The organism is Sulfitobacter guttiformis (assembly GCF_003610455.1).
In the GTDB taxonomy this organism is placed as follows: Bacteria; Pseudomonadota; Alphaproteobacteria; order Rhodobacterales; family Rhodobacteraceae; genus Sulfitobacter; species Sulfitobacter guttiformis.
In genome coordinates, this window is record NZ_RAQK01000001.1 from 2,547,512 (window position 1) to 2,573,461 (window position 25,950).

Annotated in this window: 20 protein-coding genes and 3 pseudogenes; 11 read left to right on the forward strand and 12 right to left on the reverse strand. The window is 56.6% G+C overall.

Annotated features, from left to right (window positions below; all coding sequences use genetic code 11):
- Positions 1-45: 45 nt before the first annotated feature.
- A complete protein-coding gene (locus C8N30_RS12390; protein ID WP_025061287.1) occupies positions 46-735 on the reverse strand; it encodes a TVP38/TMEM64 family protein in 690 nt (229 codons plus the stop codon).
- A 1-nt stretch (position 736) separates the two neighbouring features.
- Positions 737-1,123, reverse strand: coding sequence for a DUF302 domain-containing protein (locus C8N30_RS12395; protein ID WP_025061288.1), 387 nt, complete (start codon positions 1,121-1,123; stop codon positions 737-739).
- A 241-nt stretch (positions 1,124-1,364) separates the two neighbouring features.
- On the opposite strand from C8N30_RS12395, the gene C8N30_RS12400 reads away from it, so the two are divergent.
- The 5 genes from C8N30_RS12400 (at position 1,365) to C8N30_RS12420 (ending at position 5,689) form a co-directional block, all read left to right on the forward strand.
- Entirely contained in the window at positions 1,365-1,736 is a 372-nt protein-coding gene (locus C8N30_RS12400; RefSeq protein WP_025061289.1) for an SHOCT domain-containing protein, read from the forward strand.
- A gap of 74 nt (positions 1,737-1,810) precedes the next feature.
- Complete coding sequence (locus C8N30_RS12405; RefSeq protein WP_025061290.1) at positions 1,811-3,223, forward strand: multicopper oxidase family protein; 1,413 nt, start codon at positions 1,811-1,813, stop codon at positions 3,221-3,223.
- 165 nt (positions 3,224-3,388) lie between these two features.
- Entirely contained in the window at positions 3,389-3,808 is a 420-nt protein-coding gene (locus tag C8N30_RS19815; RefSeq protein WP_269667552.1) for a sterol desaturase family protein, read from the forward strand.
- Positions 3,720-4,115: a sterol desaturase family protein gene (locus C8N30_RS19635; protein WP_269667553.1), complete on the forward strand. Its 396-nt coding sequence runs from the start codon at positions 3,720-3,722 to the stop codon at positions 4,113-4,115. Before C8N30_RS19815 ends, C8N30_RS19635 begins: the two co-directional genes overlap by 89 nt.
- Positions 4,116-4,927: 812 nt before the next feature.
- Positions 4,928-5,689 carry a sensor histidine kinase gene (locus C8N30_RS12420; protein WP_025061291.1) on the forward strand — a complete coding sequence of 254 codons (762 nt, stop codon included), beginning with the start codon at positions 4,928-4,930 and terminating at the stop codon, positions 5,687-5,689.
- A gap of 222 nt (positions 5,690-5,911) precedes the next feature.
- Here the strand turns inward: C8N30_RS12420 and C8N30_RS12425 are convergent, their stop codons facing one another.
- Entirely contained in the window at positions 5,912-7,825 is a 1,914-nt protein-coding gene (locus tag C8N30_RS12425) for an SLC13 family permease (RefSeq protein ID WP_232222782.1), read from the reverse strand.
- A gap of 108 nt (positions 7,826-7,933) precedes the next feature.
- Positions 7,934-8,134: a hypothetical protein gene (locus C8N30_RS12430; RefSeq protein WP_025061293.1), complete on the reverse strand. Its 201-nt coding sequence runs from the start codon at positions 8,132-8,134 to the stop codon at positions 7,934-7,936.
- A 412-nt stretch (positions 8,135-8,546) separates the two neighbouring features.
- Between C8N30_RS12430 and C8N30_RS12435 the strand changes: the two genes are divergently transcribed.
- Positions 8,547-8,741, forward strand: coding sequence for a hypothetical protein (locus tag C8N30_RS12435; protein ID WP_025061294.1), 195 nt, complete (start codon positions 8,547-8,549; stop codon positions 8,739-8,741).
- A gap of 117 nt (positions 8,742-8,858) precedes the next feature.
- Complete coding sequence (locus C8N30_RS12440) at positions 8,859-10,193, forward strand: DUF2254 domain-containing protein (protein WP_025061295.1); 1,335 nt, start codon at positions 8,859-8,861, stop codon at positions 10,191-10,193.
- Between the two features lie 186 nt (positions 10,194-10,379).
- Here the strand turns inward: C8N30_RS12440 and C8N30_RS12445 are convergent, their stop codons facing one another.
- The 4 genes from C8N30_RS12445 to C8N30_RS12460 all read right to left on the reverse strand — a co-directional run bounded on the left by C8N30_RS12445 (position 10,380) and on the right by C8N30_RS12460 (position 13,825).
- Positions 10,380-11,324, reverse strand: a complete 945-nt coding sequence (locus C8N30_RS12445; protein WP_025061296.1) for an extracellular catalytic domain type 1 short-chain-length polyhydroxyalkanoate depolymerase — start codon at positions 11,322-11,324, stop codon at positions 10,380-10,382.
- A gap of 332 nt (positions 11,325-11,656) precedes the next feature.
- Positions 11,657-12,394, reverse strand: coding sequence for a DUF5765 domain-containing protein (locus tag C8N30_RS12450; RefSeq protein WP_025061297.1), 738 nt, complete (start codon positions 12,392-12,394; stop codon positions 11,657-11,659).
- Positions 12,395-12,430: 36 nt separating this feature from the next.
- The gene (locus C8N30_RS12455) at positions 12,431-13,369 is read right to left on the reverse strand and encodes a YihY/virulence factor BrkB family protein (protein WP_025061298.1); all 939 of its coding nucleotides are present in this window, start codon (positions 13,367-13,369) and stop codon (positions 12,431-12,433) included.
- Positions 13,370-13,666: 297 nt separating this feature from the next.
- Positions 13,667-13,825 carry a DUF3309 family protein gene (locus C8N30_RS12460; RefSeq protein WP_084273552.1) on the reverse strand — a complete coding sequence of 53 codons (159 nt, stop codon included), beginning with the start codon at positions 13,823-13,825 and terminating at the stop codon, positions 13,667-13,669.
- A gap of 481 nt (positions 13,826-14,306) precedes the next feature.
- On the opposite strand from C8N30_RS12460, the gene C8N30_RS12470 reads away from it, so the two are divergent.
- Positions 14,307-15,086, forward strand: coding sequence for a PRC-barrel domain-containing protein (locus tag C8N30_RS12470; protein WP_025061299.1), 780 nt, complete (start codon positions 14,307-14,309; stop codon positions 15,084-15,086).
- A 181-nt stretch (positions 15,087-15,267) separates the two neighbouring features.
- Here C8N30_RS12470 and C8N30_RS12475 read toward each other — a convergent pair.
- Positions 15,268-15,950: pseudogene (locus C8N30_RS12475) on the reverse strand (Crp/Fnr family transcriptional regulator).
- Positions 15,951-16,064: 114 nt separating this feature from the next.
- Between C8N30_RS12475 and C8N30_RS12480 the strand changes: the two are divergent.
- The 3 genes from C8N30_RS12480 (at position 16,065) to C8N30_RS12490 (ending at position 21,930) form a co-directional block, all read left to right on the forward strand.
- The gene (locus C8N30_RS12480; protein ID WP_025061300.1) at positions 16,065-16,844 is read left to right on the forward strand and encodes an ion channel; all 780 of its coding nucleotides are present in this window, start codon (positions 16,065-16,067) and stop codon (positions 16,842-16,844) included.
- 982 nt (positions 16,845-17,826) lie between these two features.
- Positions 17,827-17,973 carry a hypothetical protein gene (locus C8N30_RS19350; RefSeq protein WP_156949534.1) on the forward strand — a complete coding sequence of 49 codons (147 nt, stop codon included), beginning with the start codon at positions 17,827-17,829 and terminating at the stop codon, positions 17,971-17,973.
- Positions 17,974-17,979: 6 nt separating this feature from the next.
- Entirely contained in the window at positions 17,980-21,930 is a 3,951-nt protein-coding gene (locus C8N30_RS12490) for a Hint domain-containing protein (protein WP_025061302.1), read from the forward strand.
- A 608-nt stretch (positions 21,931-22,538) separates the two neighbouring features.
- On the opposite strand, the gene C8N30_RS12495 is transcribed toward C8N30_RS12490, so the two are convergent.
- The 3 genes and pseudogenes from C8N30_RS12495 to istA form a co-directional block, all read right to left on the reverse strand.
- Positions 22,539-23,684, reverse strand: coding sequence for a dienelactone hydrolase family protein (locus tag C8N30_RS12495; protein ID WP_025061303.1), 1,146 nt, complete (start codon positions 23,682-23,684; stop codon positions 22,539-22,541).
- Positions 23,685-23,793: 109 nt separating this feature from the next.
- Positions 23,794-24,406: pseudogene (istB, locus tag C8N30_RS12500) on the reverse strand (IS21-like element helper ATPase IstB); the annotation flags it as partial.
- Between the two features lie 4 nt (positions 24,407-24,410).
- Positions 24,411-25,701, reverse strand: a pseudogene (gene istA / locus C8N30_RS12505) (IS21 family transposase); the annotation flags it as partial.
- Positions 25,702-25,950 lie beyond the last annotated feature (249 nt).

Here is a 25,950-nt window from a genome sequence, read left to right on the forward strand (position 1 = left end):
CTGATTCTATCGTAATACGATGGCTCCAAGGACTGGAAGCTCAAGTCATTTCCTTTGGTGGTCGGGAGTTCCCTTTTCTGGCTGTTTCCGCAGCGCCACCCAGAGCAGCGGCAAACCGGTCACAAGCCCGAGGCCGAGCACCGCCCATGTCGCCCGTCCGAGATCTCCGCTGACCGCCTCGCTACCGAAATGGGCGAGCAGGAAGCTTGCTGGAATGATGCCAACCAGTGTTGCAAGTGCGAAGCGCCAAGAGTTAATTTTGCTAAGCCCCGCCGCGTAGCTGATTATGTCGAATGATACGAATGGCATTAGGCGGCTGGCCAAGACTGTCGCCGTCAATGCGGTTTGCGACCCGAGCAGACCGGCATCGACCCGATCACCAAACACCCGTCGCAAGACATCATGCCCCAGAATTCGCGCCAAGCCGAACGCGATCAGCGCCCCGAGCTCGGCACCGATCACGACCTGCACCGTCCCCCAAATATTTCCGTAGGCTGCCCCAGCCGCCAGCGCGATCGGCGCGCTCGGGACCGGGCTGGCCACGACCGCGACGGTCATAAGCGCGACGATCACGACGGGCCCCCAAATGCCTGCGCGCGCCACCAGCATTTCGAGACGCTCGGCGTCCAGCAGCCCACGTGCCTCGGTGAACAATGATGGCGCGAACTGCCACACACCGAACAGGGCGATCCCGAGGATCGCCAACCCTGCAAGGATCGCCGCGCGCAGACTCATCTCAGATCGCCTTTACGGCCTTAACCAGAAGGTCACGCACCTCGCCCGCGACGGCCGTCAGTTCAGCGTTTTCTATCGCCTGCATCGACGCCACCGGGTCGACGGCACTGACCTCAACGCCGCCCTCAACTTCGCGCAGGATGACGTTGCAGGGAAGCATCGCACCGACCCGCGGCTCGATCCCGATCGCCTGATACGCCATCTTCGGGTTGCAGGCACCGAGAATTCGATAGGCCGGCATCTCGACATCGAGCTTCTTCTTCATCGTCTTTTTGACGTCGATCCCGGTCAGTACGCCGAAGCCATGGTCCGCAAGGGCTTGGCGGGTGCGGGCGTCAATGTTGTCGAAAGTGGAGTCTTTGAACATGCGATTGATTGTGTAGCTCACTGAAATGACATCCTTATTGGTGGGTGTGGAATGCGCTGACTTGGAAAGGCTGCATCGAAATGAGACTTGCGCGGCCATTCCAGTGGAGCCGTCGCGCGATCCGCGCCTGTGTATCTGAACTGCATGCTATAGCACTTTATCACTGCCGTCCTGATACAGATCAAGGTCTGCGCGCTGTTTTGCTCATATAATCAAACAGAACAAGGGGCCGCAGTTGATGCTGCGCAAAAGGAGTTACAGGATGGAATTCAGGAACAAGGCGATTGTCCCGAGCATGGCGGGTGCGCTCTGCGTCGCCGCGACGTCGGCGGTGGCACAGGTCGGGGAAATCCCGGGTCGAAACAGCTTTTACGATCATGGACATGACATGATGTGGGGGAGTAGCCAATGGGGAGGGTTTGGAATGATGCTTGGGCCGATCTTCATGATCCTGATCGTGGTCGGGATCGTTGCCGGGATCATATATCTCCTGCGCCTGTCTGGTGCGGTCGGTCCCGCCGTAAACAATCACGCTGCGCACGATCGCGCCTTGTCGCATCTGAAGGAACGCTATGCCAAGGGTGAGATCGATTCTACCGAATTCACTGAACGCAAGAAGCTTCTGGCTGAATGATACATGATGCGTCCTGCCCTTGCAGGACGCGCGGGACCATGGCGGTGCTTCATCCCAACCCTTGAGAGATCAACATGAAAAGACGCCATTTCCTAACCTCGACCTCGGCAGCGATCCTGACCGCTGGCGCGCTTTCACAAACGCCGGTCCGACGTGCGTTTGCGCAGGGAAAAGCTCCGCAAACGCGTCTCGCCATGCCGCCTGTTCTTGATACGCGGGCGACGAGGCGGCTGTCCCTGACGACGACGTCGGGCAGCAGCAGCTTTTTCGGTGGGCCTGCCACACCGACGGCGGGCTACAGTCAGGGGTATCTGGGCCCGACCATCCTGATGCAAAACGGCGATCTGGCGGCCGAGGTGAAGAATACTCTCGACGAGCCCATCAGCACGCATTGGCACGGCCTTCTGACCCCGGGAGAGCATGACGGTAGTCCCCATCTTGCGATTGCACCCGGTGGCACATGGCAGCCCGAGATGACAATTGCACAGGATCCGGCAACCATCTGGTATCACTCACATATCCACGAGCGCACTGCAGAACAGGTCTATTTCGGACTGGCCGGCGTCATCCACGTGACGGACGGGCAGGACGATGCGCGCGGCCTGCCGTCCACTTATGGCGTCGACGATCTAACACTGGTCTTGCAGGATCGTCGGTTTGATGCCTCCGGACGCATGGTCTATGACCCTTCCATGATGGATATAATGCATGGGTTTGCCGGAAACCGTATGCTGGTCAATGGTCAGGCCGGCGCGACAGCGGTCGTGCCGCAGGGGATCGTACGGCTACGCCTGCTCAATGGCTCTAACGCCCGAATTTACACGCTCTTTTTCGACGACCTGCGCGCGATGCACCTCGTGGCAACAGATGGCGGCTTCCTTCCCACGCCTGTTGATCTCGACACGTTGCGCCTTGCACCCGGCGAGAGGGCTGAGATCCTTGTGGATTTCTCGGGCGGTAATGAGCCGGTTTTGATGAGTGATCCGGGTCAGGCCTACGGCGTCTTGCAGTTCGAGACTGACACGACGCTCGCGACGCGGATTACTCGCCTGCCAGAACAACTGGACGGTGCACCCGAGGACCTGTCGGGTGCCGAGATTGCAACCACCAGGCAGGTCTCGCTCGACATGGGCATGGGCGGCATGATGATGGGCGGCGGTGGCTTTGCCATCAACGGGCACCCCTACGAGATGGACCGGATCGATTTTGAGGTCGCCCGAGGAACCGTGGAACGCTGGCAAATCCGCAGCACCATGGTCGCGCATCCGTTCCACGTCCATGGTGTGCGGTTTAGGGTCGTGACCGAGAACGGCGGCCCTCCGCGACCCGAGAATACCGGCTGGAAAGATACCGTACTGGTGTCTGGCGAGGCCGAGATCCTCGCCAGGTTCGACCAGCCCGCAAGCCGCAAGACACCGTTCATGTTTCACTGCCACATCCTCGAGCATGAAGATGCTGGTATGATGGGCCAGTTCACCGTTACCTGACGTGCGCGCCGTGCGAACCGCAACACGAAAGCTCCAACAGAACTGATTACAGGAGCCCTTCTTGCCACTGAACTGCACCTTCGCCTCATCGTGTTTCTTGGTGTTTTGGTGGCTATAGCGCTACGGGAACTCGCAACTCTCCTACGCAGAGAAGAGATTCCGCCGGTGATCCGCTGGACGAACAATCTGGGCCTCGTTGTAATTGATACTATTGCGCTGCGATTGAGTTCCCCGATCCTTGCGGTTGGATTGGCTGTGCATGCTCAGGACCGCGGCTGGGGGCTGTTAAATGTCATCGAAGCGCCGGGGTGGGTTGTGGTTCTTGTCTCGATCGTCGTGCTTGATCTGGTTATTTATCTGCAGCACGTCATTTTCCATGCGGTGCCCGTGTTGTGGCGATTGCACCGGATGCACCACGCTGACCTCGAGCTTGATGTTACCACGGGCTTGCGATTTCATCTGGTTGAAATTTTGCTGTCGATTGGGATCAAGCTGGTTGCATTTATGGCTTTGGGCCCGAACTGTTGTGGCAGTGCTAATCTTCGATATCCTGTTGAACGCAACTTCGATGTTCAACCACCCTAATATCCGGTTTCCGATACTTGTGGACCGTTTCCTCCGCTTGATTGTGGTCACGCCAGATATGCACCGCGTCCATTATTCGAACATACAAGAGGAGACTAACAGCAATTTTGGCTTCAGCCGGCCTCTGTGGCACAGGTTGCTTGGCACCTACAAGGCGCAGCCAAAAGCGGGCTACGAGGAGATGTCGATCGGTATCGAGCAGTTCCGTACAACGCGTGACCTTTGGCTCGACCGGATGCTGGTTCAACAGATCAAACGCCCGGCAAGCGGCTATCCGATCAATAGTGAGACGCGAAAGAAGTCTTGATCGATGTTACCGCCGCTCGTGTTTTGATCACCAACAATCTAGAGTATCCGAGGAAAGACAGAACGTAAGACACGGTAGACTTGCCTGTATGCCGTTCGGCCTGACAAACTGACCTGTGCTTTAATCCATCGCAGTGTAAGAACGCTTGGTCGAACTAAGCCGAGTCAACATCCAAAAAGCAGACATTGGCGCAAGGGCACCGAATTCACACTTTGTCCCGCTTAGCGAACCTCGTTGCGAAACGCAGCGAAGGTCCGGAATCCACCCTTTATGCAGATATGTAGGGCCGCCGCTCCCGGCCCAAAGGAGACATCCGGCTAAGTGTCTCAATGCTGCCGCGCAGCCCGTCAGACGCGCCATGCTCTGCAAGCGCAAAATCTCGCAAGCAGCGAACTCACACAATTCAGGATTTAGCTTTCGTTTTCATCTCTTCACCGGAAGGCAGTCTCGGTGGAGAATAGGGGCCATGCATCGGACGGATTGCATTTCGCAGCGCTTCGGCGGCGCTGTCAGGAACTAAAATTAATTCGTGCAAAACTGAACGAAATCAGGGTTGGCTGCCACTATATGCATATTCCTGTGGAAATTTAACACGTCAGGATTTTTCACGCTCATGTCTTAGGATACCATTTGGCGCCTCACTGCGCTGAGTAATTTCGGAACGAACCCCGGATCATTGAGTGCGGATATATGTGTTCCGCAGAACCTCCCGAATAACGGCCCGCTTGTTGTTGTGCTGCATGGCAGCACCCAATAGGCAGATAGCTATGATATCGGATCGGGTTGGTCGACACTTGCTGAGGAATGCGGGATTGCGCTCCTGTTTCCTGGACAGTGGGCGTGATGTCACTCAAGACAAGGACAACGCGCAGGCGCTGACATCGAGCGAAGACGAGGCGGCCTTGAGAGAGCAGTTCGTCGCCATTATTCTCAGCCATGATCTTCGCAATCCTTTGGCGGCTATTGGCTCGACCGTGCGCATCACCGCACGGGAATCTTATAACGAAAAGGTTGCTGAGATGTTTGCATCTATAGGGGGAAGCGCGGAACGCATCGCTAAGCTCATTGATGCGACGATGGACTTTGCCCGCGCCCCACTGGGGGATGGCATCCACGTCGATCTCGATCTGCATGACGACCTTGAGGCGCGATTTGAACGTGTCATCGACAAAATCCGGCTTACTCATCCCGGTCGAAAGATTGAGTTTCTTTACACCTTTGACGGTAATGTTAAATGCGACCCCATACGCCCCGAGGAGCTGCTGTCCAATCTGCTGGCCAATGCGGTGACACACGGATCAAAAAGCCAACCGATCTTCGTGAGGTCTGAGAAGTCTGACGGGCAGTTTGTCCTGTCGGTGACCAATTCCGGCAAACCCATCCCGATAGATAAAATCCCCAACTTATTCGAGCCGTTTTCACGGTCTGAGGGGTTTGGCTCACTGCAAGGCCTCGGACTGGACCTCTATATCACATCGCAAATTGCGAAGGCGCATGGCGGAGTTGTCGAGGCTATATCCAGCAAGTCAGCAACGATATTTCGTTTCGAAATTCCGGTGCTGCCTCAGGACTAATATATCCCATCAAGATTGGTTCATTTGCCGGAATCGGACACTAACCACACCGAATGAGTGCCGAGGCGGGAAGCGATCCGCGGCTGAGCTTGACTATCATGCCATTCAGCAGACGTCCGTTCTTGGACAGTTCAGTCTCCATGGTCCAGCATACAACGTTGCAGGCGTGCTGGCGCATTCCCGATGCGATAGGAAGATTGTCTTAGCTCTTCTCATGCGGATTCAGAGCGGCCAGAAGATTAATAACAGGGGCATACTGACGGCGACCACGATAACCTCGACCAGAAGTCCCAGCCGCCAGTAATCACCGAACCGGAAGCCGCCGGGGCCAAGGATCAGCGTGTTGTTCTGATGTCCGATAGGCGTAAGAAAAGCGCATGATGCGCCAATCGCTACTGCCATCAAGAAGCTGTCCGGATTGACGCCAAGAGTGGCGGCAATGCCCAGGGCGATGGGGCAGAGGATGGCCGCAGTGGCGGCATTGTTCATCACGTCCGACAGGAACATTGTGGTGATCAAGACCACTGCCAACGCGGCGATGGGGTTACCTTGCGCAATGGTCCCGACCAGAAACCGCGCCAGCAGATCGGCGGCGCCAGTCGACTGCATAGCGCCCGCAACCGGGATCAACGCAGCCAGCAGAACGATGATGGGCCAATCAATCGTTGTATAGATTTTTCGCAGAGGGACCGTGCGCAACAGCATCGAGGCCAGCACCCCAAGAGCAAAGCCCACAGGGGCCGGCAGCAGGCCCAACGTTACAATGCCGATCGCACCCAGCATGATCGCGCCTGCAACTATCGCCATACGTTTGTCGGGGATGCGCAACTCACGCTCACCCAGCGGCACGCAACCCGTATCGTTGATGAATTCGGCCATCATCTCTGCCGGACCCTGCATCAGCAGCAGGTCGCCGGACTTCAGCTTTAGCTTGCGAAGCCGCGCCTGTGGCTGGCGTCCTTCGCGCGACACGGCAAGCAGATTGAGCCCATAGCGCGTGCGTAACCGCAGATCGATCGCAGAACGTCCGACAATGGTAGCACCTGGCAGAATGGCAAGCTCTCGTAGGATGATATCCTCGTCACGCTCATCACTCTCATCGGCATCCTCGATCTTGCCAGCCTTTTTGATTGCGGTTTCCGCCTTTGCCGCTTTCGATGTCTTTTCGGACGCATCGTCTGCCTTGTCGTCTTTACTATCCGAGGCAGTTTTCTGCGCCTCAAGCTCGATGCCGAACACTGACAGCGCCTCGGCGAGTGCGTCTACATCGGCTTGCAGCACCAAAACATCACCCGCGTGGATTTGGCGCGAACCATGCGGCGCGGTTATGCGCACCTCATTGCGCACCAGACCGACAATCTGTGCGCCACTGTCCTTGATCTCGTCCTCGAAGCCCCGCATTGTCATCCCGACAGCCTTGCCTTTTGTAGGAACGCGCACCTCGGTCAGATAGGTGCCAGTGTCAAAACTGGCGCCAGCGGCAGATTTGCGCGCGGGCACCAAGCGCCAGCCGATGAGTGACACAAAGAGAACGCCCAAGGTTGCAACAGCGATTCCCACAGGGGCAAAGTCGAACATGGCGAATTGACCAAGCCCCGCCTCTTCCCTGAAGCCCGAAACGATCAGGTTGGGTGGCGTGCCCACCAGCGTAGTCATGCCACCCAAAATCGTGCCGAAGGCGAGCGGCATCAGGATCTGTCCGGGCATCAGATCCAGCCGGTCCGACAGCTGCACTGCGATTGGCATCAAAAGCGCCATAGCGCCCACGTTGTTCATGAAGCCCGACAGAGCAGCACCCAGCCCGATCAGCGCCAACAGGGTTGTGATCCGTCCGCCATCGCGCGGCAGGATGCTGCGCGCCAGCCAATCCACGGCACCGGTGGTGCGCAGCCCCTGACTGAGCACCAGCACACAGGCCACCGTAATCACTGCCGGATGTCCGAAGCCTGCGAAGGCTGCTCCTGACGGAATCAACCCTGAGATGACGCAGACCAAAAGAGCCGCTAACGCGACGACGTCATGGCGAAACCGCCCCCACAGGAACAGCGCCATCATGGCAATGAGAATGGAAAAGATCAGGATTTGCGGGGTGGTCAGGTTAACAGCTTTCGTGCGGGGTCTTCGCCAAAGACGCATTTCGTAATCGGGTGCTGTTCCAAGTGTACCTCAGGATCAGGCCCCATCGGTTCAGCCGCCAGAAAGAAGCGATGCTCCCCGGCTGGCTGACGCGTTACGCCCTCCCAGTTACTCCGACAGCCCTTCTTTCTCGTCGGCTTTGTTGACGCGAGTTTTGCCGGCGGGGCGTTCGTTGGCCCGCTTCAGTTCATCCTGCGTGCCGATGTCTCGTGGCAGACGGCCACCGGAACGACCAGCCTGGGATATGGTACCTTCGGCACCAAGACCGTGTTTTGAGGTGTCGGATTTCGGGGTTTTATCTTGGGTCATGGATGTTCCTCTGATTTGTTGTCTTACCGAATGATTCCCCCCGCCAAGCGGGTAGGGCGCCAGGCGGGGGGCGTTAGGACAGGATCATAGAGAAATATCCCCGGTCAGTGCCCGAACGGCCTTGGACGCATATCTGACCGGATGAGGCACGGCAGCGATGGACCTACGGGAATTCTCCATGATGGCGTTCAGGCTGAGTGTGGCACCAAACGTCCAAGAAACCTACCACAGGATAAGTGAGATGGTGCTGATCGAGATTAGCCCTGCCCAAATGGCCCACCGTCGACGCAGAAATCGACGCCGTGACCAAATTGGTCGCGCCGCGTCAAATCGATTCTCGTAAGGTCCGTCATCTGTAGCTCCAATTTGCTGCGGTCGAGGGCATCTCCACAGATAATTTGAGCAGTGCGGCATGATCGATATCAGCGCCGCGCTTGGCCCGCGTGATACTTCTCAGAGGAATGGACCAGATGCGCCGAGGGATGGGCTGCCCTTTCAAGATGCCGGGATCGCCAACCTTGTGCTGTGGCTAGACGCTGTGATGACGCAGAAAGGAATTGTTGAGGGGCTCAGCCTGCGCGCCGTGATTATACGACTGATGCAATGACCACCATAAATGGTGTTCGCGGTCCAAAGCGCTCGGCCCGAGGACAAAGCAAGCAACCCATCGGAAACCGGCTGCTCTGTCGGCACCGGTAGATTGTATTAAAATAAGGAGAAGGTCATGGCGGCCTCATTTTCGATAACCCGCGTCACAGCGCTCTGGGGACGGCTCAACTCCAGCTTCTGGTTTGTGCCCGCAGCCATGGCCTTGTCGGCTATCGCTCTTTCTTTTGTGCTCATCGAGGTCGATGGTCTGCTGGATGTGGCCCAGTCGGACAGGCCAGGCGCTCTCTTCACCTTCGGGCCCGAAGGGGCCCGTGCGACGCTGTCGGTGATCGCGAGTTCGATGATCACGGTGGCCAGCCTGATCTTTTCGATCACGATGCTGTCGTTGCAGCTTGCCTCCTCGCAGTTCGGTCCGCGAACGCTTGGCAACTTCATGCGGGATCGCAGCAACCAGATCGTACTGGGAACGTTCATCGCGACCTTTCTATATTGCCTGTTCGTGCTGAGGTCGGTGCGGGGCACGGAGGGAGCCAGCTTCTCCAGCTTCGTCCCCCATCTGGCGGTTGCGTTTGGTGTGTTGATGGCCGCAGCAAGTGTCGCTGTCCTGCTCTACTTTATCCATCATATCGCAACGTCGATCCGGGTCGAAACACTGCTGGAAAAGCTAGCAGTCGAGGGCTGCGCCGCCGTCGATCAGGTCTTTCCCGAGCGACTTGGCCAAGGGCCGGCAGACAAAGCGGCCGGGCAAACTCTTACTTACGAATTCGAGGATGACAGCAGGCAAATCGCTGCCGATTCAGATGGATACGTCCAGAGTATCGGCAGTGACGTGCTGATGCGGCTCGCCTCTGAGAATGATCTTGTTCTGTCGATTGCAGCACGCCCCGGCGTGTTCGTCACACAAGGCACGTGCGTGATTACAGCCTATCCGAAGGCAAGGGTCTCTGACGAAATTGACGAGGATCTGCGCGGTGCGGTCGTCATTGGACGGGATCGGACATCCTATCAGGATCTGGAGTTCGCCATCCGCCGCATCGTGGAACTGGCGCAACGCTCCCTTTCACCCGGCATCAACGACCCTACCACCGCGCTTTACTGTATCGACCGGCTGGGACAAGTTTTTGGCCGATTGGCCGACAGGGAAATTCCTTCCCCAATGCGGCTCGACGAGGGCGGCCAGTTGCGCGTCTTGACCGAAGTCTTTGATCTTGGAGATGTCACCTGCCGGTCCTTCGCGGCGATCGCACGATACGGGATGACCGACACAGATGTCGTCGCCCAGCTTGCTGAAACGCTCGCGAAGTTGGAAAAGTCCTTTCCGCTGGCCGCCAGTGTCGCCGTGTCCGAGTTGCTTGAACAGGTGATGCATGAAAGCGGGGGGGCGACAGTTCCTGCTTTTGACCGCAAAACTCTTTTGGATTTACAGGAGAACAGCGGGAAGAAGCCCTGAAACGGAGCGTTTCGTTGCTAATTTTGCACGCGAAGTGCACCCGAACGAGACTTACAGGGCTGCGCATTATTGCGGTCTGGATTCCGGGCGGAGAAAGATACGCGTTACCTCGCAGTGCGTCTTGCATGAATTGCCGCTGATAAGACGCTGCTGATCAGCTATGCTCGGACCAACATACCCGCCGATCTACGCTGCAGTTTTCGGCTTTGCGCCGTTCGCTTCGCGGGTGCCCGTCAGACCCCAGAAATCCGCGATGTGGCGGGTCGAGGAAATGCCGACTTCCAGCATATATTTGCCTGCTTCCCCCAAGCCCTCGTCGCCGTCAGCACTGATCGGCGTGCCGTGCCCCATGTCCCCGATGATGTATTGCTCGATCACTACCCGCCCGCCTGCGTCGCACCAGACTTCGCGAGGGTAGTCGTCGACTGTTTCGACGCGTGTCGGCGGGCCCTCGACCTTGTGGATCTTCTGCCACTGACCGACGATCGAATTGGCGTTGATATTGTCCACGGTTTCATCGATGCCACCATGCCAGACCGAGATCGTCGGCCATGGGCCAGAGAATTCCGAGGCTCCGCGCACAAGTGCGTCTAGCTGTTTGTCCGACGGGCTGCCGAAGCCATGCATGCGAATGATCGCCTCCATCATGTTGTTTGCGGTCCCATACGGAAGACCTGCGATGATCGCCCCTCCCGCGAACACTTCTGGATAGGTCGCCAGCATCACGGATGTCATGGCACCACCCGAGGACATCCCTGTGATGAAGATGCGCGCGGGGTCGATGTCGTGATCGTCAACGACCTGTTTTATCATATGACGAATAGACAGCGGCTCGCCACCGTCACGTTGGCTGTCGCCGGTCTCGAACCAGTTGAAGCTCCCGATGAGGCTGTTGGCCAGTCTTTGCCCCGGGAACAGGAGCGCTATGCCGCACTCGTCGGCGAGAGTGGACCAGCCTGATCCGAGATCATAGCTTTCCGCCGACTGGGTACTGCCATGCAGCACGACGACAAGCGGGCCGTTCTTCGGGAAGTTCTTCGGAATATAAATGTCCGCGCTCAGCGAGCCGGGGTCGGTTCCGAAATTTCCAAGCGCGGAGAGACGATTACTGGTATTGAAAAACTTTGACATAGGAACCCCTGTGAGTGCGCCGGTATTGGCTATATAAGAAGACGTCCCGGCCCAAAAGTTTGAGGGCGGGGGCGTTGTGACGGTCCACTGTTCAAGGCGGATACGAAGAGATCTTTGACGCCGACTTCAGGTGAGATTAATCGAACCCACAAGCGAAGTGTCCCGATGATCATGTTGCACCTTGCTGGTTTCCCAGCTCGCGCGCACAGACGCAGGTTAGTCCGCGCTCGTAATTTTAAGGAGCTTTCCCTTGCAGTCGAGGACTGCGGGGCGCGGCCGTTCAGCCTTTTCTCTTCCCGGCAAAGAATAGCCGATCATAAATCGGTTTGCTTTCAGACGTTCTGTTTTGGCCAGAGCCACCAGGACTTCACAAACATGAACTGCCTTATCGGTGTTTTGACAACAAGCAGGAGGATGCCAATTGACAGCAGGCACCATATCGCGGCCACTTCATTAGGGTTGTTTGTCAGCAACATCGCCAAGCGTGGGCCAATCAGGAAGTGGTACACCGTTATCCGCCAGGACCCGTAGAGAAGGGGCATCAAAAAGGCAGCGACGAAATAACTGGGATACGCGGTCAGGAAGGATGCCCACGTATCGACAGTTATGAAGTTCAGCATACCGTTTGTCGGCACTTCCCAGGCGATATGCCAGTCTCCGGACACTGAGCACATTCGCTCAGCACACATGACTTCTCCCAGTGGACATGACCCCGCCCATTCGAACGGATAAAGCTGCAGAAGCATGATGATGGCTGAAACAAAACAGACTGCATAAACCGGCCACTGAATTTTCGCGCGCACGGAATGCGGTATAAAATACATAGCCAACATATTGATAAAGAAGGGCTGGAACACGATGTGCAGATAGCTCAGCAGGGTGGCGATTTGATTTGAGGGCAGTGAACATTGATCAATGACCGAGTAGGTAAAGGCTTGCAAAAGCTCCATAGACGAGAAATAGCCCAAGGCCATCCATAACGGTGCCGGTTCCTTTTTGTATGCTGCGTAAACAGTTGTACCTATACCTACAGCGGCCAATACAGCCGACGCTTCACCGCTCCAGCACATAAAATCTCTCTCTTGATATGAAAATTGATTGGAGTGTCATGTGTCTGCTACCGCACTCGGCTTGTCGGCTTTTGCGGTGCCACGCGGACCAGTCTCGTCGTCAGCCCCGACGGCACGGGCCTGCGCCTCAAGCTCGGCGTTCAATTCCGCTCCCATGAGGATAATATAGGCTGAAATCCAGAACCACATCAGCAGCACGACGACGCCAGCCAAGGCGCCGAAACTCTGGTTATAGTAACTGAATTTGCTGACAAAGAACGCAAAGCTGGCCGAGGCCACAATCCAGACGAGGCACCCTACAACCGCGCCGACCGAAGTCCACTTCCACTCCGGCGTTTCGCGCGAAGGTGCAAAACGATAAAGAACAGATAGGCCCACAATCGTCAGCGCAATCAACCCGATCCATAGTGTGGCGTTGATCAGTATCGCGACGACAGGCCCCATATCCACAAAACCCAGAACGACCGGCACAGCCAAGGTCGCGGTAAGCCCGCAGATCAGCCCAGCGATCAGCATTAGTGTCAGAGCGAAAGTCACCAGCATCCGCTTGAAGAATCCACGTGAATCTTCTTCGTCATAGGCGACATTGAGCCCCTGCATCAGGCTCGCAGTGCCCTTGGACGCTGAGTATAAGGCAATTAGCAGGCCAAGGATGGCGGTAAATCCCAGCCCGCCCTGGCGGGCACCAGCGACCGCTGTGGCCTGCTTGGTTATGATGGTGATCACTTCTTCTGGCATTAACGCCGAAAAACTGTTGAGTTGTGCGACGATCCGGCTCGGCTCGATCAATATGCCACTGATGGCGATGATTGCGGTGATGGCCGGGAAAAGGGCCAGGATACCATAAAATGCCACTCCAGCGGCAAGCAGGCCCACGCGGTCCTTTGCGACTTGGTCCTTGACGCGAAAGGCCACGTCCTTCCAGCCAACAGCCGATATGTTGGCGAGAGTTGCTTCATCGCCATCATCTATCATGGACAGTCCTTAATTCAGAAAAAGTATCGTGATCGGCCCCGTCACATGATCTTCACGCTTTCCTCTTTCGTTGCTCTTGCTGATGGGCCAGCGAGGCAGTGGAAAATTTGAATCCTCTGAGGTGGGAAGTATTCGAAATGCCACCATTCTGCCCCGGACCGTAAGTCGCTTATGCAATCCGTGTACTGATCCAGATCAGGTTACCAGCAACGATAGTTCTGGCGAACCTGATTGGGATGCCAAGGATCCGGCATTGTCCGATCCATCAAACGGGTCCGGCAGCCAACCTTGGGCGCATTAAACGAGCACACCCAAAAACCAAAGGACGATGAAGATAACGATCACAAGGCCGAGGACGCCGCCGAGGCCACGCGAGCCATAGCGGTTGTAGCCGTAGTAACCGCCGCCGCCGCCGAACACCAACAGCAGGACAATGATAATCAGAAGTGTACTCATGGGAGATATCTCTCTTTTTGGCCGATAGATGAAGGATGAAGCACCAGTAATTGCGATGGGAAACGGGCCCGTAAAGGCATCCCCAACTCAATCCGCCCCGACTGCTTTGTAGCGGCTCTACGCTCAGCGCAGGCCAAAAAAGCCCAAAATGACCAAGACGATGACCACGAGGCCGACGATATATACGATCCGGTTCATTGCATTCCTATCTATTAGGAGGATGGTCCAAGGCCACCGACATCGCCAATCATAAGCCATCGCAACACAGGGCGAACTAACACGGATCAGTGCGCGGCGCACCGCAGTACGCAACTATAATCCAGAGTCATCGGCCTTGATCGCAAGGCCATGACATTAGGCTACCGAAAAAACGTTTGCAGTGTGCAAGTTCCGAACCCGCCTTACGCGACTAACCCTGTGACGCAAAACCGGCGGCGGCCGTAAGCACGCCAAACTTGGTCAGATAAAAGGAAAACATCCGATGCTAATAGAGGCTTCAACTCTCAAGGGTTTCACGATCGCAGCGACCGACGGCAACGTCGGCACCATGACGGATTTACTTTTCGATGACGAAAGCTGGACGCTCCGCTGGATCGTCGTTGATACTGGCAACTGGTTGTCCGAGCGCAAGGTGCTGCTGCCGGTTTCGGTTCTGGGTCACCCGGATACGTCTGCCCGCAGTTTTCCAGTTCGCTTGACAATGGCATCGGTCAAGGAGAGCCCTGCCATCGACACGCATAAACCCATGTCGCGGCAGCACGAAGAACGCATGTATAGCTACTATAACCTGAGCCCCTATTGGGGAAACGGCTTTTACATGGGGGGTTATGGCGGCTGGACCGCGGGCATGTCAGAGACGCATTACGCCAATTCACAGCTGCGTCAGGACGCGCTTGACGCCAAGCGGCATGAGGGCGATGAGCCCCATCTGCGCAGCATCGATGCCGTGACCGGCTATAACCTTCAGGCCACCGATGGCTCTATCGGTCATGTCGAGGGGTTTTTGATCGACGATACCGATTGGACGATCCATTTCCTGACCGTGGATACAAAGAACTGGTGGCCGGGCAAACATGTCCTGATTTCGCCACGCTCTGCCAAGGACGTGTCATGGGCAGAGCGTTTGGTCAATCTGGATGTTGATCGGAAAACTGTCATGGACAGCCCAACCTATGACCCTTCCGTTCCGGTGGACGCGGCGTTCGAGGCGCGGATGGCGCGTCACTACATCTCTGACGCCACGCATGGAGCCGCAAGTTAAGCGGGCTGTAGGATGGGATCATGATGCTGACTTCCATGAAGGGGTGAGAAGGCTTTCACCGCACCTTTGTGGAGGTGTTCGAAGGGACGCAGTCGCTGAACATCAGTCTCGCTTCGCGAAGGACGACACCGGTCGCAAGATCAACGCCACGTGCCTTGCCCGGGCTGTAGCCTTACAGGTCCTACTTTAGCAGCGGACCCTCCTGATCCAGACATGCGCTGTCGAACTCCGCAAGTTCGGCCAGCTTTTCAAAATCAGGATCGTCACCTGGCCCGTCTGGAAGGTTTCCAACCCATCCTCAAGCAACTCACGAAGCACCCGATTGACGTGCACAGCGCTGAGGCCGAGCGCATCCGCGAGGTGATATCGAGTGAGCGGACAGGCGAAGCCGTCGCGGGTTCCCAGTCTACAAGGGTCAGCCGAGCGCTGAGTTCGAGCAGGAGATGTGCCGCCCTTTCACGTGCGTCTCGCCTACCAATGCCGACCAGATGCTATACCACCATCGCCTCGTCGCGAGAAGCGGCCCATAGCACAACTGTGGCCAGACGCGGGGTCTTAGAAAACGCTTACATGAGGTTGCTTTCCAGCACTTCCAAGGTCTTGGTCGCCGTAATTGGCGCGACGCTGTGGTCGGCGGTGCGGAAGAGGACTGACCTCAGCCCAAAAAATTGCCCGGTATCTGGAAATCGACGATCTGCCGAGAGCCATCGCGCAACAATTTATACGAACAGACCCAGCCATCCACGAGAATAAATGCTACCTGTTGTGTTTGCCCATGAAAGACAACATCCGCCCCGCAGGGAAATTACGCCGCCGCCGACGCAGAGTGTCGAGCACTTCAAACGCTGCCTCTGAAACAGGCAGCGAATTTGCTCAGGTTACGTCAGGAGTTCCCAATGCGGGGACCACTATCTTGTTCACACAAATGCCCTTGTTCTGCATATGGTCCCGGGCGAAAACCTGTGGCATGTTGCACAGATGAAAGAATTGCGCCGGACAATCAGGTTACTCTACACCGGACAAAGCCAGCGTGCCCGGCGGTTTCGCTATGGGCTGATCGTCTTCGATGCGATGACCATAGTCTATTTCATCGCAACAGCCGCAATGCCCACTACACCTGTCACGACCGCGCTGAATACCGGCCTGGGGTTGCTCATACTTCTTGACCTCGCTGCCCGTTTCTTGATCTCCGAAAACCTGCGCCGGGAACTGATGCGTATTTACACCCTTGCTGATCTGATCGTTGTGCTGTCGCTGCTGTTGGCACCGTTTGTCACTGAGAGTTTTGCATTCCTGCGCGTGCTGCGAGGCCTGAGGCTGATCCACGCCTATCATCTGTTGCGTGACCTTCGGCGCGAGAGCCTGTTCTTCCGCCGCCACGAAGACGCGATCCTTGCCGCGGTGAACTTGTTTGTCTTCATTTTCGTGACCACGTCGTTCGTCTTCGTAATGGCCTTTGATGATGGGGCTGGCATCGTCGGCTACATTGATGCGCTCTATTTCACGGTTGCGACGCTCACAACGACAGGCTTTGGTGATATCACCATGACGACGCCCGGAGGGAAGCTGTTGTCGGTGTTTATCATGGTTGTGGGTGTTGCACTGTTTGTGCAATTGGCACGCGCCATTTTCCAGCCCTCCAAGATCAAGCATAACTGCCCAGAATGCGGCCTGAACCGGCACGAACCGGACGCGATCCACTGCAAACATTGTGGCGAGCCATTGAAAATCGAAACGGAGGGCGAGCCTGGAGCATGAACGTGCCAGGCTTTTCCTATTACTTGCAGTCATTGCAGCCGAGCATAGGAAAAAGGCGATCAGAAAACGCTGCATACCAGGCTCGCGCTACTCCATGGAATGGCTGCCGCATTGATGAGATTGTACGGTTCCCGCCCATTGCTGCCGTTCACGCAAGCTCTCGACGCGGCAGCGCAGCTTTTCTGAAGCGGACATTGGAACAGTTGTGCAGCACTTTGTTATGTTCGAGGTCCGCTCAGCGGACTTTGCTGCCGTTAAAGTCACCAGCGTGAAGGTCCGCTTGATCTGAGTGGCTTGACAGAAAGACTCCCCCGAGGAGCCGACTGAAGTTCGCGCCGGTTATGCTAATGCCATCTGTCGAAACAGAGCACGCAAGAGCAGGCGTCTGTAATTGCGACAGCGATCAGTATTTGACGTCCTGGGTGGCGCGCAATGCTTCAAAGTTGATCAAAATTAGCTTTCAGAATTTAAAATTTTTGCAAGCTTTTCTCTCTAAACATCAGTGACAAGTATCTATTCCAAATGGGTAAAAACCTTGCACCTGTGTATCTTCAAATCCAACCCGCGCCTTGCGCAGTCCGTCCATTATTTGGATGGGTGCGCCCTGTGTGCGCAGGCGGACGCACTTTGATGTCGGTCTGTTCGGAAGTTCCATTTGATACATTCGACCAGATTGCGGCTTTCTCCGTAATCGCGGTTGATCATGATCCTGCGCGCCCTGCAGGGCGCATGATCGAGGGTCAGGCTCACTCCCTTTTTAAACGGCAGTATCTGTTGGCGACTATGAATTCAGGCTTTGGAAGCTCTGCGGGCTATAGCCAAAAAAACTTGTCCACCTCCACGAATTTTAACCGGTCCAATGAGGACGCCGCTTTCTTCGTTGATGTCATGCCTGGCTTCGCAAACAAGCCAAACATTTGCAGCACTCCGTGCACAAACACTACCCGCCCAGACCAACAAAACAACTACCGCGGGGCCGCTTGTGGCCACATCTCATTCGGTTTGTACGTTTGGTATCCCGAACAAAGCAGCCACTTGGAGCGGCGTCTCGGTCAATACTGCCACGCCCTTGATCCACGCCTGCGCTGCAAAAGCAACATGGTTGCTGACCAACGAATATGAGGCTTGATTCAGCATGACAACCTATACGGTCACCACCGCGAACTATAACAGCGCCGCATTCTGGAGCTCGATCAGTGTGTCCTCTTCGGGGCATGTCCTTGACTTCACTGGTCTGCCCTCATCATTTTTTGTGTCAGTCCAGCCAGATAATAACCTGATATGGATCTGGAACGGCAGCGCTTGGAGCTCGATTGGCGAGGCGGGCTCGGGATCGAATTTTAATCTCGGCGCACCAACCGAGCTGCATTATTTCACCGAACTGAGGGTCGGCAATTCCACAGCCGAGCTTTTGGGATCTTCTGCGAATGAGACGCTGGTCAGCGGTGCGGGCAATGACACGATCGAAGGCGGAAGCGGAAATGACTCGATCCAGTCCGGCGGAGGCAACGACAGCATTGACGCAGGCGTCGGCAATGACACCATAAACGCCGGAAGTGGCAACGATTACGTTGAAAGTGGTCAGGGCAACGATCGGGTCGAAACCGGAACCGGCAATGACATCGTTGCCGTGTCGGATGATCATAACAACGACACAATCACCGATAGCGGCGGGGGCAGCGACTATGATGCGATCGTCTTTTCGACGCCCGTCGGCACGGATGGCGTGGACATCGCGTTTATATCCGGCACGACCGCCACTTATGATTACCAAACAACACTGACAAATACGTTCGGAACCTTCACAGGTTTCGAACAAATTATCACAACCAATTATGCGGACACCGTCGACACGACCGCCTCAACCGGCTTTCAGCAGGTCTTTTTGGGCGGCGGCAATGACACGCTGACCTTGGGAAGTGTGGGTAGTGAAGGCTACGGTCAGGCGGGTGATGACCAGCTGACCGGCGGATCAGGATCTGACCGCCTCGACGGTGGTATCGGCAATGACACTATTTTTGGCGGGATTGGTCAGGACACGTTGGTCGGGGATGACGGCGATGATCTGATCGACGGTGGCGCGGGCAACGACAGCATTATTGGTGGCGCCGGTGCCGATACTCTCGCTGGCGGCGATGGCGACGACTACATCGAAGGGGGGGCGGGCAATGACTTCCTGACCACAGGTCTGGGTCAGGACACTTTGATGGGCGGTGACGGCAACGACACGCTGATGAACTCTGACGGTGATGACAGCCTTGATGGTGGTGCCGGCGATGACAGCATCGTGGCGACAGGCGGCATGGATACGCTGCGCGGAGGCACCGGTGCCGACTATATGGACGGGGGCGATGACGCCGATACCTTCATCATCGAGGATAGCTTCGGCAATGATACGATCATCGGCGGTGAAGGGCTCACCGACGGTACAGATGTAGACTCCGACACCATCGACGGCGGCACTCTCAGCGGCGACGTCACGGTATCCTTCACCGGTGACGAGGCGGGCACGATCACCGACGGGATTGATACGATCACCTTTTTCGAGATCGAAAATGTCTTTAGCGGCAATGGCGACGATGTACTGGATGCCAGCAGCGACAGCGTGGGTGTCGGCCTGTTTGGCGGCGCGGGGTCGGACACGATCACTGGTGGCACCGGAGCCGACTATATTGACGGGGGCGATGATCAGGACACGTTAATCCTGCGCGACGGCTTTGGTACTGATACGATCATAGGCGGCGAAGGCGGTGTAGATTTCGACACCATTGACCTTACCGCGCTGACCGTTCCTGTGACGGTAACCTATACCAGCAGCGAGGCTGGCACGATCAGCGATGGCACCAACACCATCACCTTTTCCCAGATCGAACATCTGGTTTTGACCGACCACAACGATACGGTGGATGCCGTTACAAATTGGGCGGGCGCTGTCTATGTTGACGGCGGCGGCGGTAACGACAGCATCGACGGCGGCGTTGGCCTTGGCGCGGGCGATACGCTCATCGGCGGGGCAGGCAATGACACCCTGCGCGGCTGGGATGGTGATGACACCCTGATCGGCGGCGACGGCAATGACGTGCTGATGGGTGATCAGGGCGCGGACAGTTTGGACGGCGGTGCCGGGGACGACCAGCTGAGCAGTTATGGCGGTGCGGCCACTCTGTCGGGTGGCGACGGGTCCGATCTCTTTTCTATCTTCGATTCAGCCGTCGCTTTTGGTGGAACCCCCGGTATCGACGGCGTCGTCATCGACGGTGGCGATGGCGGCACCGATCAGGATCTGGTGTCGCTTGCGTCCTTCGCAACCGGTGCCACGGTCACGTTCACCGGTGACGAAGACGGCACCATCGCAGCAGGCGGCCAAACGGCCGGTTTCAGCAATATCGAAGCCTTCTATGGCTCTAACTCTGCTGACTTTTTCGATGCGTCGGCCACTTATTCGGGACTTGTTGGTGATGCACCCGGCGTCACCATATATTCGCTGAGCGGCAATGACACTGTTTTGGGCGGGCGCGGCGGAGACACGATTGACGGCGGAGCGGGCCTCGACTCGATCCGCGGTGGCGCGGGCAACGACAGCATCGATGGCGGCGACGATAACGACAAGCTCTACGGCGAGGCGGGATCGGATACGCTGCAGGGTGGGGCAGGTAACGACACGCTGGATGGGGGCGCTGACAACGACTATATCGTCGGCGGCGATGGCAACGACTATATCGCCAGCTCCAATACCAACAGCGGCGACGACATAATCGATGGCGGACTCGGCGATGATATCATTTATACGGGCAGCGGGAATGACTGGGTCGACGGCGGCGATGGCCGGGACACGATCTATCTCGCGGGGGGCGAGAACACTGTCTTTGGCGGCGCTGGTAATGACCGCATCACCACGTCGGGTGTTGGTGGTGCGTCCAGTATCGACGGCGGCACCGGTGATGACACCATCTCGACATACAACGGCGCGAACAACGCGGATACCGTTGAGGGTGGCGATGGCAATGACCTGATAAGCACTTTCGACGGTGATGATCTGGTCTCCGGTGGCGACGGAAACGATACCGTCGAAGCCGGCGCGGGGGACGACACAATTACCGGTGGCACCGGTAATGACAGGCTCACGGGCGGTGGTGGTGACGATATCTTTCACTATACCGCCGGAGACGGCGCGGATACGATCACCGATTTCAACAGCGGCAACAGCGGCGCTCTGAACGATAGCGACACCACCAACAATGATTTCATCGACCTCTCGGCCTTTTACGACGATATCTGGGAGCTGCACGCCGATCAGGCTGACGATGGCATCCTCAACCAGTCCAATGAAGGTGTCGATGGCGCCGACTACAGTGACAACGATAGCTTCGGCAGCGGCAGCCTTACCTTTTCCGGCGCCAGTGCCGACAACTCCAGCTTCACCTCCGAAAACACCGGCGTAGTGTGCTTCGCCTCCGGCACCGCCATCCGCACCCCCGTGGGGGAGGTCTTGGTTGAGACCCTTCGCACGGGCGATCTGGTGATGACGCACGATCACGGACCGTCGAAAGTTCTCTGGATAGGCTGCACCGAAGTTGTCCTTCAGGCAGGCCAGGTTGATCCCAGCCGTACGCCGGTGCGCATCAAGCCCGATGTCGCGTCAGGAGAGCGGGCCTTGCTGGTCTCACCGCAGCATTGCCTGCTGATGATGGACGCGGCTGGCCAACCGGTTCTGGCCCGCGCTCGCCATCTGGCCGAAGAAACCCGGCTGGCGGCTTTCGCACGGGGCCGGAGTGCGGTGACCTATTGGCACGTGCTTTTGGAACGACACAGCGTCCTGATCTCGCAGGGACGTGCCAGCGAGAGCTTCTATCCAGGCCCCAACGGGTTAGTCATGATGGAGGCACCCGAGCGCGCGCGGCTGCTCGGGGCGCTGCCCGCGCTCCGTACCGCTCCGGTCGAGACGGCCTACGGTCCGCTGGCCTTGAAGGTTCTCGACCGGTCGGAAGTTCGCAGCAGCGCCCAGACTGGCGCATTTGCCTTCGCCTCCACACATGAAGGTGTCATAGCCCTGCCCACAGAGCATCGACGCCAGTTCGTTGTCTGACCACAATTATTTGGAGATCACTACTTCGGATGAACGCCTGAATGCTTCAACACGGATTGCTTTCTATGGGCCACAGCGCATTGCAACCAACTCGGCTTGGGACGGCATCGAAACAATCAAGACGCGCGGGTGATATATTGGACCAATTCTGACGACCAGCGTTTTGCATGCTTGCATACCTGAATGACAATCAGGGGCCTATCGACACACGGGGTTCTGATGGCAAGTAAGAAAAAACTCCTACTAAGAGGAAGCTTAGTCGTCGAAGCTGCCGTTTGGTGCGTCAGGCACCAAGGCCGGCTAAGGGCAGTTCGTATCGATCGGCAACAGGTGCCGGTTATTCGCTGCACCTTGAACCAAGGTCTGCTGTGCGGGACAGGCGCCTTTTGCCCCTGCGGCTATTTCTGATGCAGCATCGCCTGCGCGCACGGCGCAAGCCGTTGCTTCGCGGCTGCACATGTCGCCAGAGTGGTCTTTCAAATTAATTGATTGGGGGCAACCCGAACTGATCCTTCCCCGCGAACTCCTGGAACAAGAAAGGAGCGGGGCAGAGTGATCTTTCCCTCCACAGGCGGCAATTTCGGTTCCCGAGTATAGCTGGAAAAATCTCACAGAGGAGATGCAAAGCGCTGACAGTCGGCCGACACAAAGAAGGCTCTAACGCGCAAGTGTATCAGCGCTGAAAAGTGTCCGGCTACGTCGTGCCAGTTTATCTGATCACTCGTTAAGCTAACGCGAAAACAGGCTTTCGCAGCGTCAAGCCAGATTATGTACTGACGGTAAAGCATGTCCTCCTCCCCCCACCATTTTCCGGTATCCCTAAATTTATCATCTCTGCCAGCGGAACCAGACATTGAACCATCGGCGTCAAAAGAGATCGTGTAGGGATTGCCAAACTCGTTCACGCCATTGACTGCGCCAGTGGACATAAGTTTACTGATCTCGGTAGCGCTCAGAAACACCGTGTTCCCAGCCGCCTGCAAGGTTGGTTTGGCCTCAGTTGCACCAGTTATGTGGCCGTTGGAAAATGCCACCATCAGGGCTTGGCTGTCAGTGGTCGCAGCAGTGGTATAGCCGACCAGATGCCCCTGATAGCACTGCATTTCGATACTCAGATCAAATGAATGTGCCGTATCGGGATAGATGACGACCTTATAGTCAGCTCCGTTGGCCGTTGCCTTAGCGCAGGCCGTCGGTGGCACCCAGTCATCGTCCACACCGCCAAAGATCATCAAAGGGGATGTAAGCTCTACTGTTGTGCCCACGCGATTGAAGGCACCACACCATGGGTGACATGAGGCCTGTACACGAAATGCAGGGGCATGAAGCTGTGATAGCTTGAGGGCCACGCTCCCGCTATTTGACTGGTCAATCTGGAGAACATTATCGCTGTCAACAAATGGCAGATTGGCGAGATAGGTCTTGGCTTGCAGTGCATATTCGACGCGGTAGCTACGCGCTTCGGACAGGTTCGCAAACGTCTGGCGCACTTGCCCGCCGCCGATGCCGCGGGGCCCGAAACTATTGAGGGCAAGCGCCACAAATCCATTGTCGACCAGCTGCTGCGCATGAGTGGTCAAGGCCGTCACGACATCCGGCTGCAAGCCTGAGCAGCCATGCATCAAAACAACGGCCGGAAAAGGGCCGTCGCCTTTGGGCCTAAACAGATCGCCCTCAAGTGTCACAGGTTGATTTGCATAATCGCGAGCAGCGGGAAACGTTACCGCCAAGTCGGCAGCGGCATGTTGTGGCATAGCAAGAGCAAAAAGTGCTGCGACTGTTGAATGTCACCGAGAACTGACCCGGTGTTGTCACCGAGATTTGACTCGCACAGTCGTTATGCTTGGTTCGCCATGATGTGGTCAATGCCGGTGTTTCCTTTCGTTTCTGTTTTGCAATCTCGGAGCTGGCTTTGAAGCAATAGCTGTCGTTGCCAGTCTCTAGGATGTGGCAGCGGTGGGTGAGCCGGTCTAGGAGCGCGGTAGTCATCTTTGCATCGCCAAAGACCGTTGCCCATTCGTTGAAGCTGAGGTTTGTGTTGATGACCACGCTGGTGCACTCGTAGAGTTTGCTGCGGAGGTGGAACAGCTGCGTGCCGCCTGATGTGCTGAACGGCAGGCAGCCCAATTCATCGAGGGTCACGAGTTCCGTCTTGACCAACGTTTCAGCGACTTTCCGGATTTGCTTAAGGCTTTTTCTTGCTCCAGCGCGTTGACCAGTTCGACTATCGAGAAGAAGCGAACGCATTTGCGATGATGTTCGATGGATTGGATACCAAGGGCTGTCGCAACATGCGACTTTCCAGTACCTGATCCACCGATCAGGACGACACTCTCAGCGGCGTCAATGAACTCACACCGGTGCAATTGGCGCACAAGGCTTCGTTGATCTCGCTGGCGGAGAAGTTGAAGCCGGACAGGTCCTTGTAAGCCGGGAAGCGTGCAGCCTTCATGTGGTAAGATATCGAACGCACCTCCGTGCCGCAGCCCGCCATAGCGGCTGACATTGGCCTCTGGCTCTTTACTCAAGGCCAGAGCTGAAGGCGGGCTCACATCAGGTTGGTTGGCGTGCCATCCACCAGCCAGTGAAGCATGTTCCGTACATGGGTTATGGTTGGCACTCCTGATTTCCAGTCCCATCTCTACGGCGCAGAGCACGGCCTGTTCATCATGGTGCATGATCAACTACAGGATATCGACCATCTCCCGATTTCCTCCAGGCTTGCGCTGAAGCACCGCTAGATAGTGCCTCCAGTCATAGATGACGCGGCTGGTTTGTGGTCCGACCTCTCAATGATGCGCTCATGCGTGCAGATCACGGTCCCCTCGGCCACGATGATCAACTGTTCGGGGTAGATGTGCAGGCTGACACGGCGGTTCGCGAAGCTGGCAGGAACAGAGTAGCGGTTGCGATCAAAGGTGATCAGGCATGTCGGTGACAATCGTTTGCTCAGCTCAACAAAGCCGTCAAGGAATGTGGGCAGTGCTCTTCCAGCCAGTTGTTCAGTGCCTTGAGGTCTGGGAAGACAGGGGCGACCTGCCACAATCGATGGCGCGCATCGCGGACTTTCTTCTCAACCTTGCCTTTTTCCCAACCGGCAGCAGGATTGCAGAACTCTGCTTCAAAGATATAGTGGCTGGTCATCGCCAAGAAGCGTGCGTTCACATCGCGCTGCTTGCCGCGCCCGACACGATCAACAGCCGTCTTCATATTGCCGTATATGCCACGGCCCGGAATGCCGCCGAACACGCGGAAGGCATGCCAATGGGCATCGAACAGCATCTCGTGGGTCTGCAACAAATAGGCTCGCACCAAAAACGCACGGCAATGTGACAGCTTGATATGGGCAACCAGCAACTCGACGTGTTCACCGCCGATAGTGGCCCAATCTTCGCTCCAGTCGAACTGGAACGCCTCGCCAGGCTGGAACACCAAGGGCAAAAATCTCCCTCGACCAGTTGTTTGCATTGCATGCTGTCGGTCTGTCTTCCATGCCCGAACAAAGGCAGCCACGCGTTCGTACGATCCATCAAAACCAAGCTGCACCAGATCTGCATGCAGCTGCTTGGCCGTGCGCCGCTCCTTGCGCGCCTTTCGCTGCTCGGTCAGCAGCCAGCCCGACAATTTCTCCGCAAACGGCTCCAGTTGCTTGGTCGCGCCGGCGTTCGGAAATTGGACTCAATGATGTCAGCCCGTAGGCACTTCCTGATGGTGTTGCGAGACAGCCCAGTCCGCCGTGAAATTTCTCGAATGGGGTATCTTGCCCCTCAATGCTCATCGTCGAATTACGCTCAAAAATCCCATGTCTATCATTCCAAAAAAACCCCCGACTAATCCCGTCAGGGGCAAAGTTGCACATGGGTCAGTTCTCAGTGACATACAACACAATGCGCCCGAAACTGTTGATTGCAATTTTGAGTGTCATCTATAAACCCTCATCTTTTGGTAGCGAAAACATTTTGCTTTATCGTTTGCCGTTTGGTTTGGGACGTCGTTCCGAAAAACCTCTCTTCCGAGTCG

Bases quoted from the DNA above. Each gene is read 5' to 3' on its own strand.
- C8N30_RS12470 (WP_025061299.1), top strand. From the start codon at position 14,307: ATGCTAATAGAGGCTTCAACTCTCAAGGGTTTCACGATCGCAGCGACC.
- C8N30_RS12405 (WP_025061290.1), top strand. From the start codon at position 1,811: ATGAAAAGACGCCATTTCCTAACCTCGACCTCGGCAGCGATCCTGACC.
- C8N30_RS12490 (WP_025061302.1), top strand. From the start codon at position 17,980: ATGACAACCTATACGGTCACCACCGCGAACTATAACAGCGCCGCATTC.
- C8N30_RS12480 (WP_025061300.1), top strand. From the start codon at position 16,065: ATGAAAGAATTGCGCCGGACAATCAGGTTACTCTACACCGGACAAAGC.
- C8N30_RS12425 (WP_232222782.1), bottom strand. From the start codon at position 7,825: ATGCGTCTTTGGCGAAGACCCCGCACGAAAGCTGTTAACCTGACCACC.
- C8N30_RS12445 (WP_025061296.1), bottom strand. From the start codon at position 11,324: ATGTCAAAGTTTTTCAATACCAGTAATCGTCTCTCCGCGCTTGGAAAT.
- C8N30_RS12390 (WP_025061287.1), bottom strand. From the start codon at position 735: ATGAGTCTGCGCGCGGCGATCCTTGCAGGGTTGGCGATCCTCGGGATC.
- C8N30_RS12400 (WP_025061289.1), top strand. From the start codon at position 1,365: ATGGAATTCAGGAACAAGGCGATTGTCCCGAGCATGGCGGGTGCGCTC.
- C8N30_RS12440 (WP_025061295.1), top strand. From the start codon at position 8,859: ATGGCGGCCTCATTTTCGATAACCCGCGTCACAGCGCTCTGGGGACGG.
- C8N30_RS12495 (WP_025061303.1), bottom strand. From the start codon at position 23,684: ATGCCACAACATGCCGCTGCCGACTTGGCGGTAACGTTTCCCGCTGCT.
- C8N30_RS12455 (WP_025061298.1), bottom strand. From the start codon at position 13,369: ATGATAGATGATGGCGATGAAGCAACTCTCGCCAACATATCGGCTGTT.
- C8N30_RS12450 (WP_025061297.1), bottom strand. From the start codon at position 12,394: ATGTGCTGGAGCGGTGAAGCGTCGGCTGTATTGGCCGCTGTAGGTATA.
- C8N30_RS12460 (WP_084273552.1), bottom strand. From the start codon at position 13,825: ATGAGTACACTTCTGATTATCATTGTCCTGCTGTTGGTGTTCGGCGGC.
- C8N30_RS12430 (WP_025061293.1), bottom strand. From the start codon at position 8,134: ATGACCCAAGATAAAACCCCGAAATCCGACACCTCAAAACACGGTCTT.
- C8N30_RS12435 (WP_025061294.1), top strand. From the start codon at position 8,547: ATGATCGATATCAGCGCCGCGCTTGGCCCGCGTGATACTTCTCAGAGG.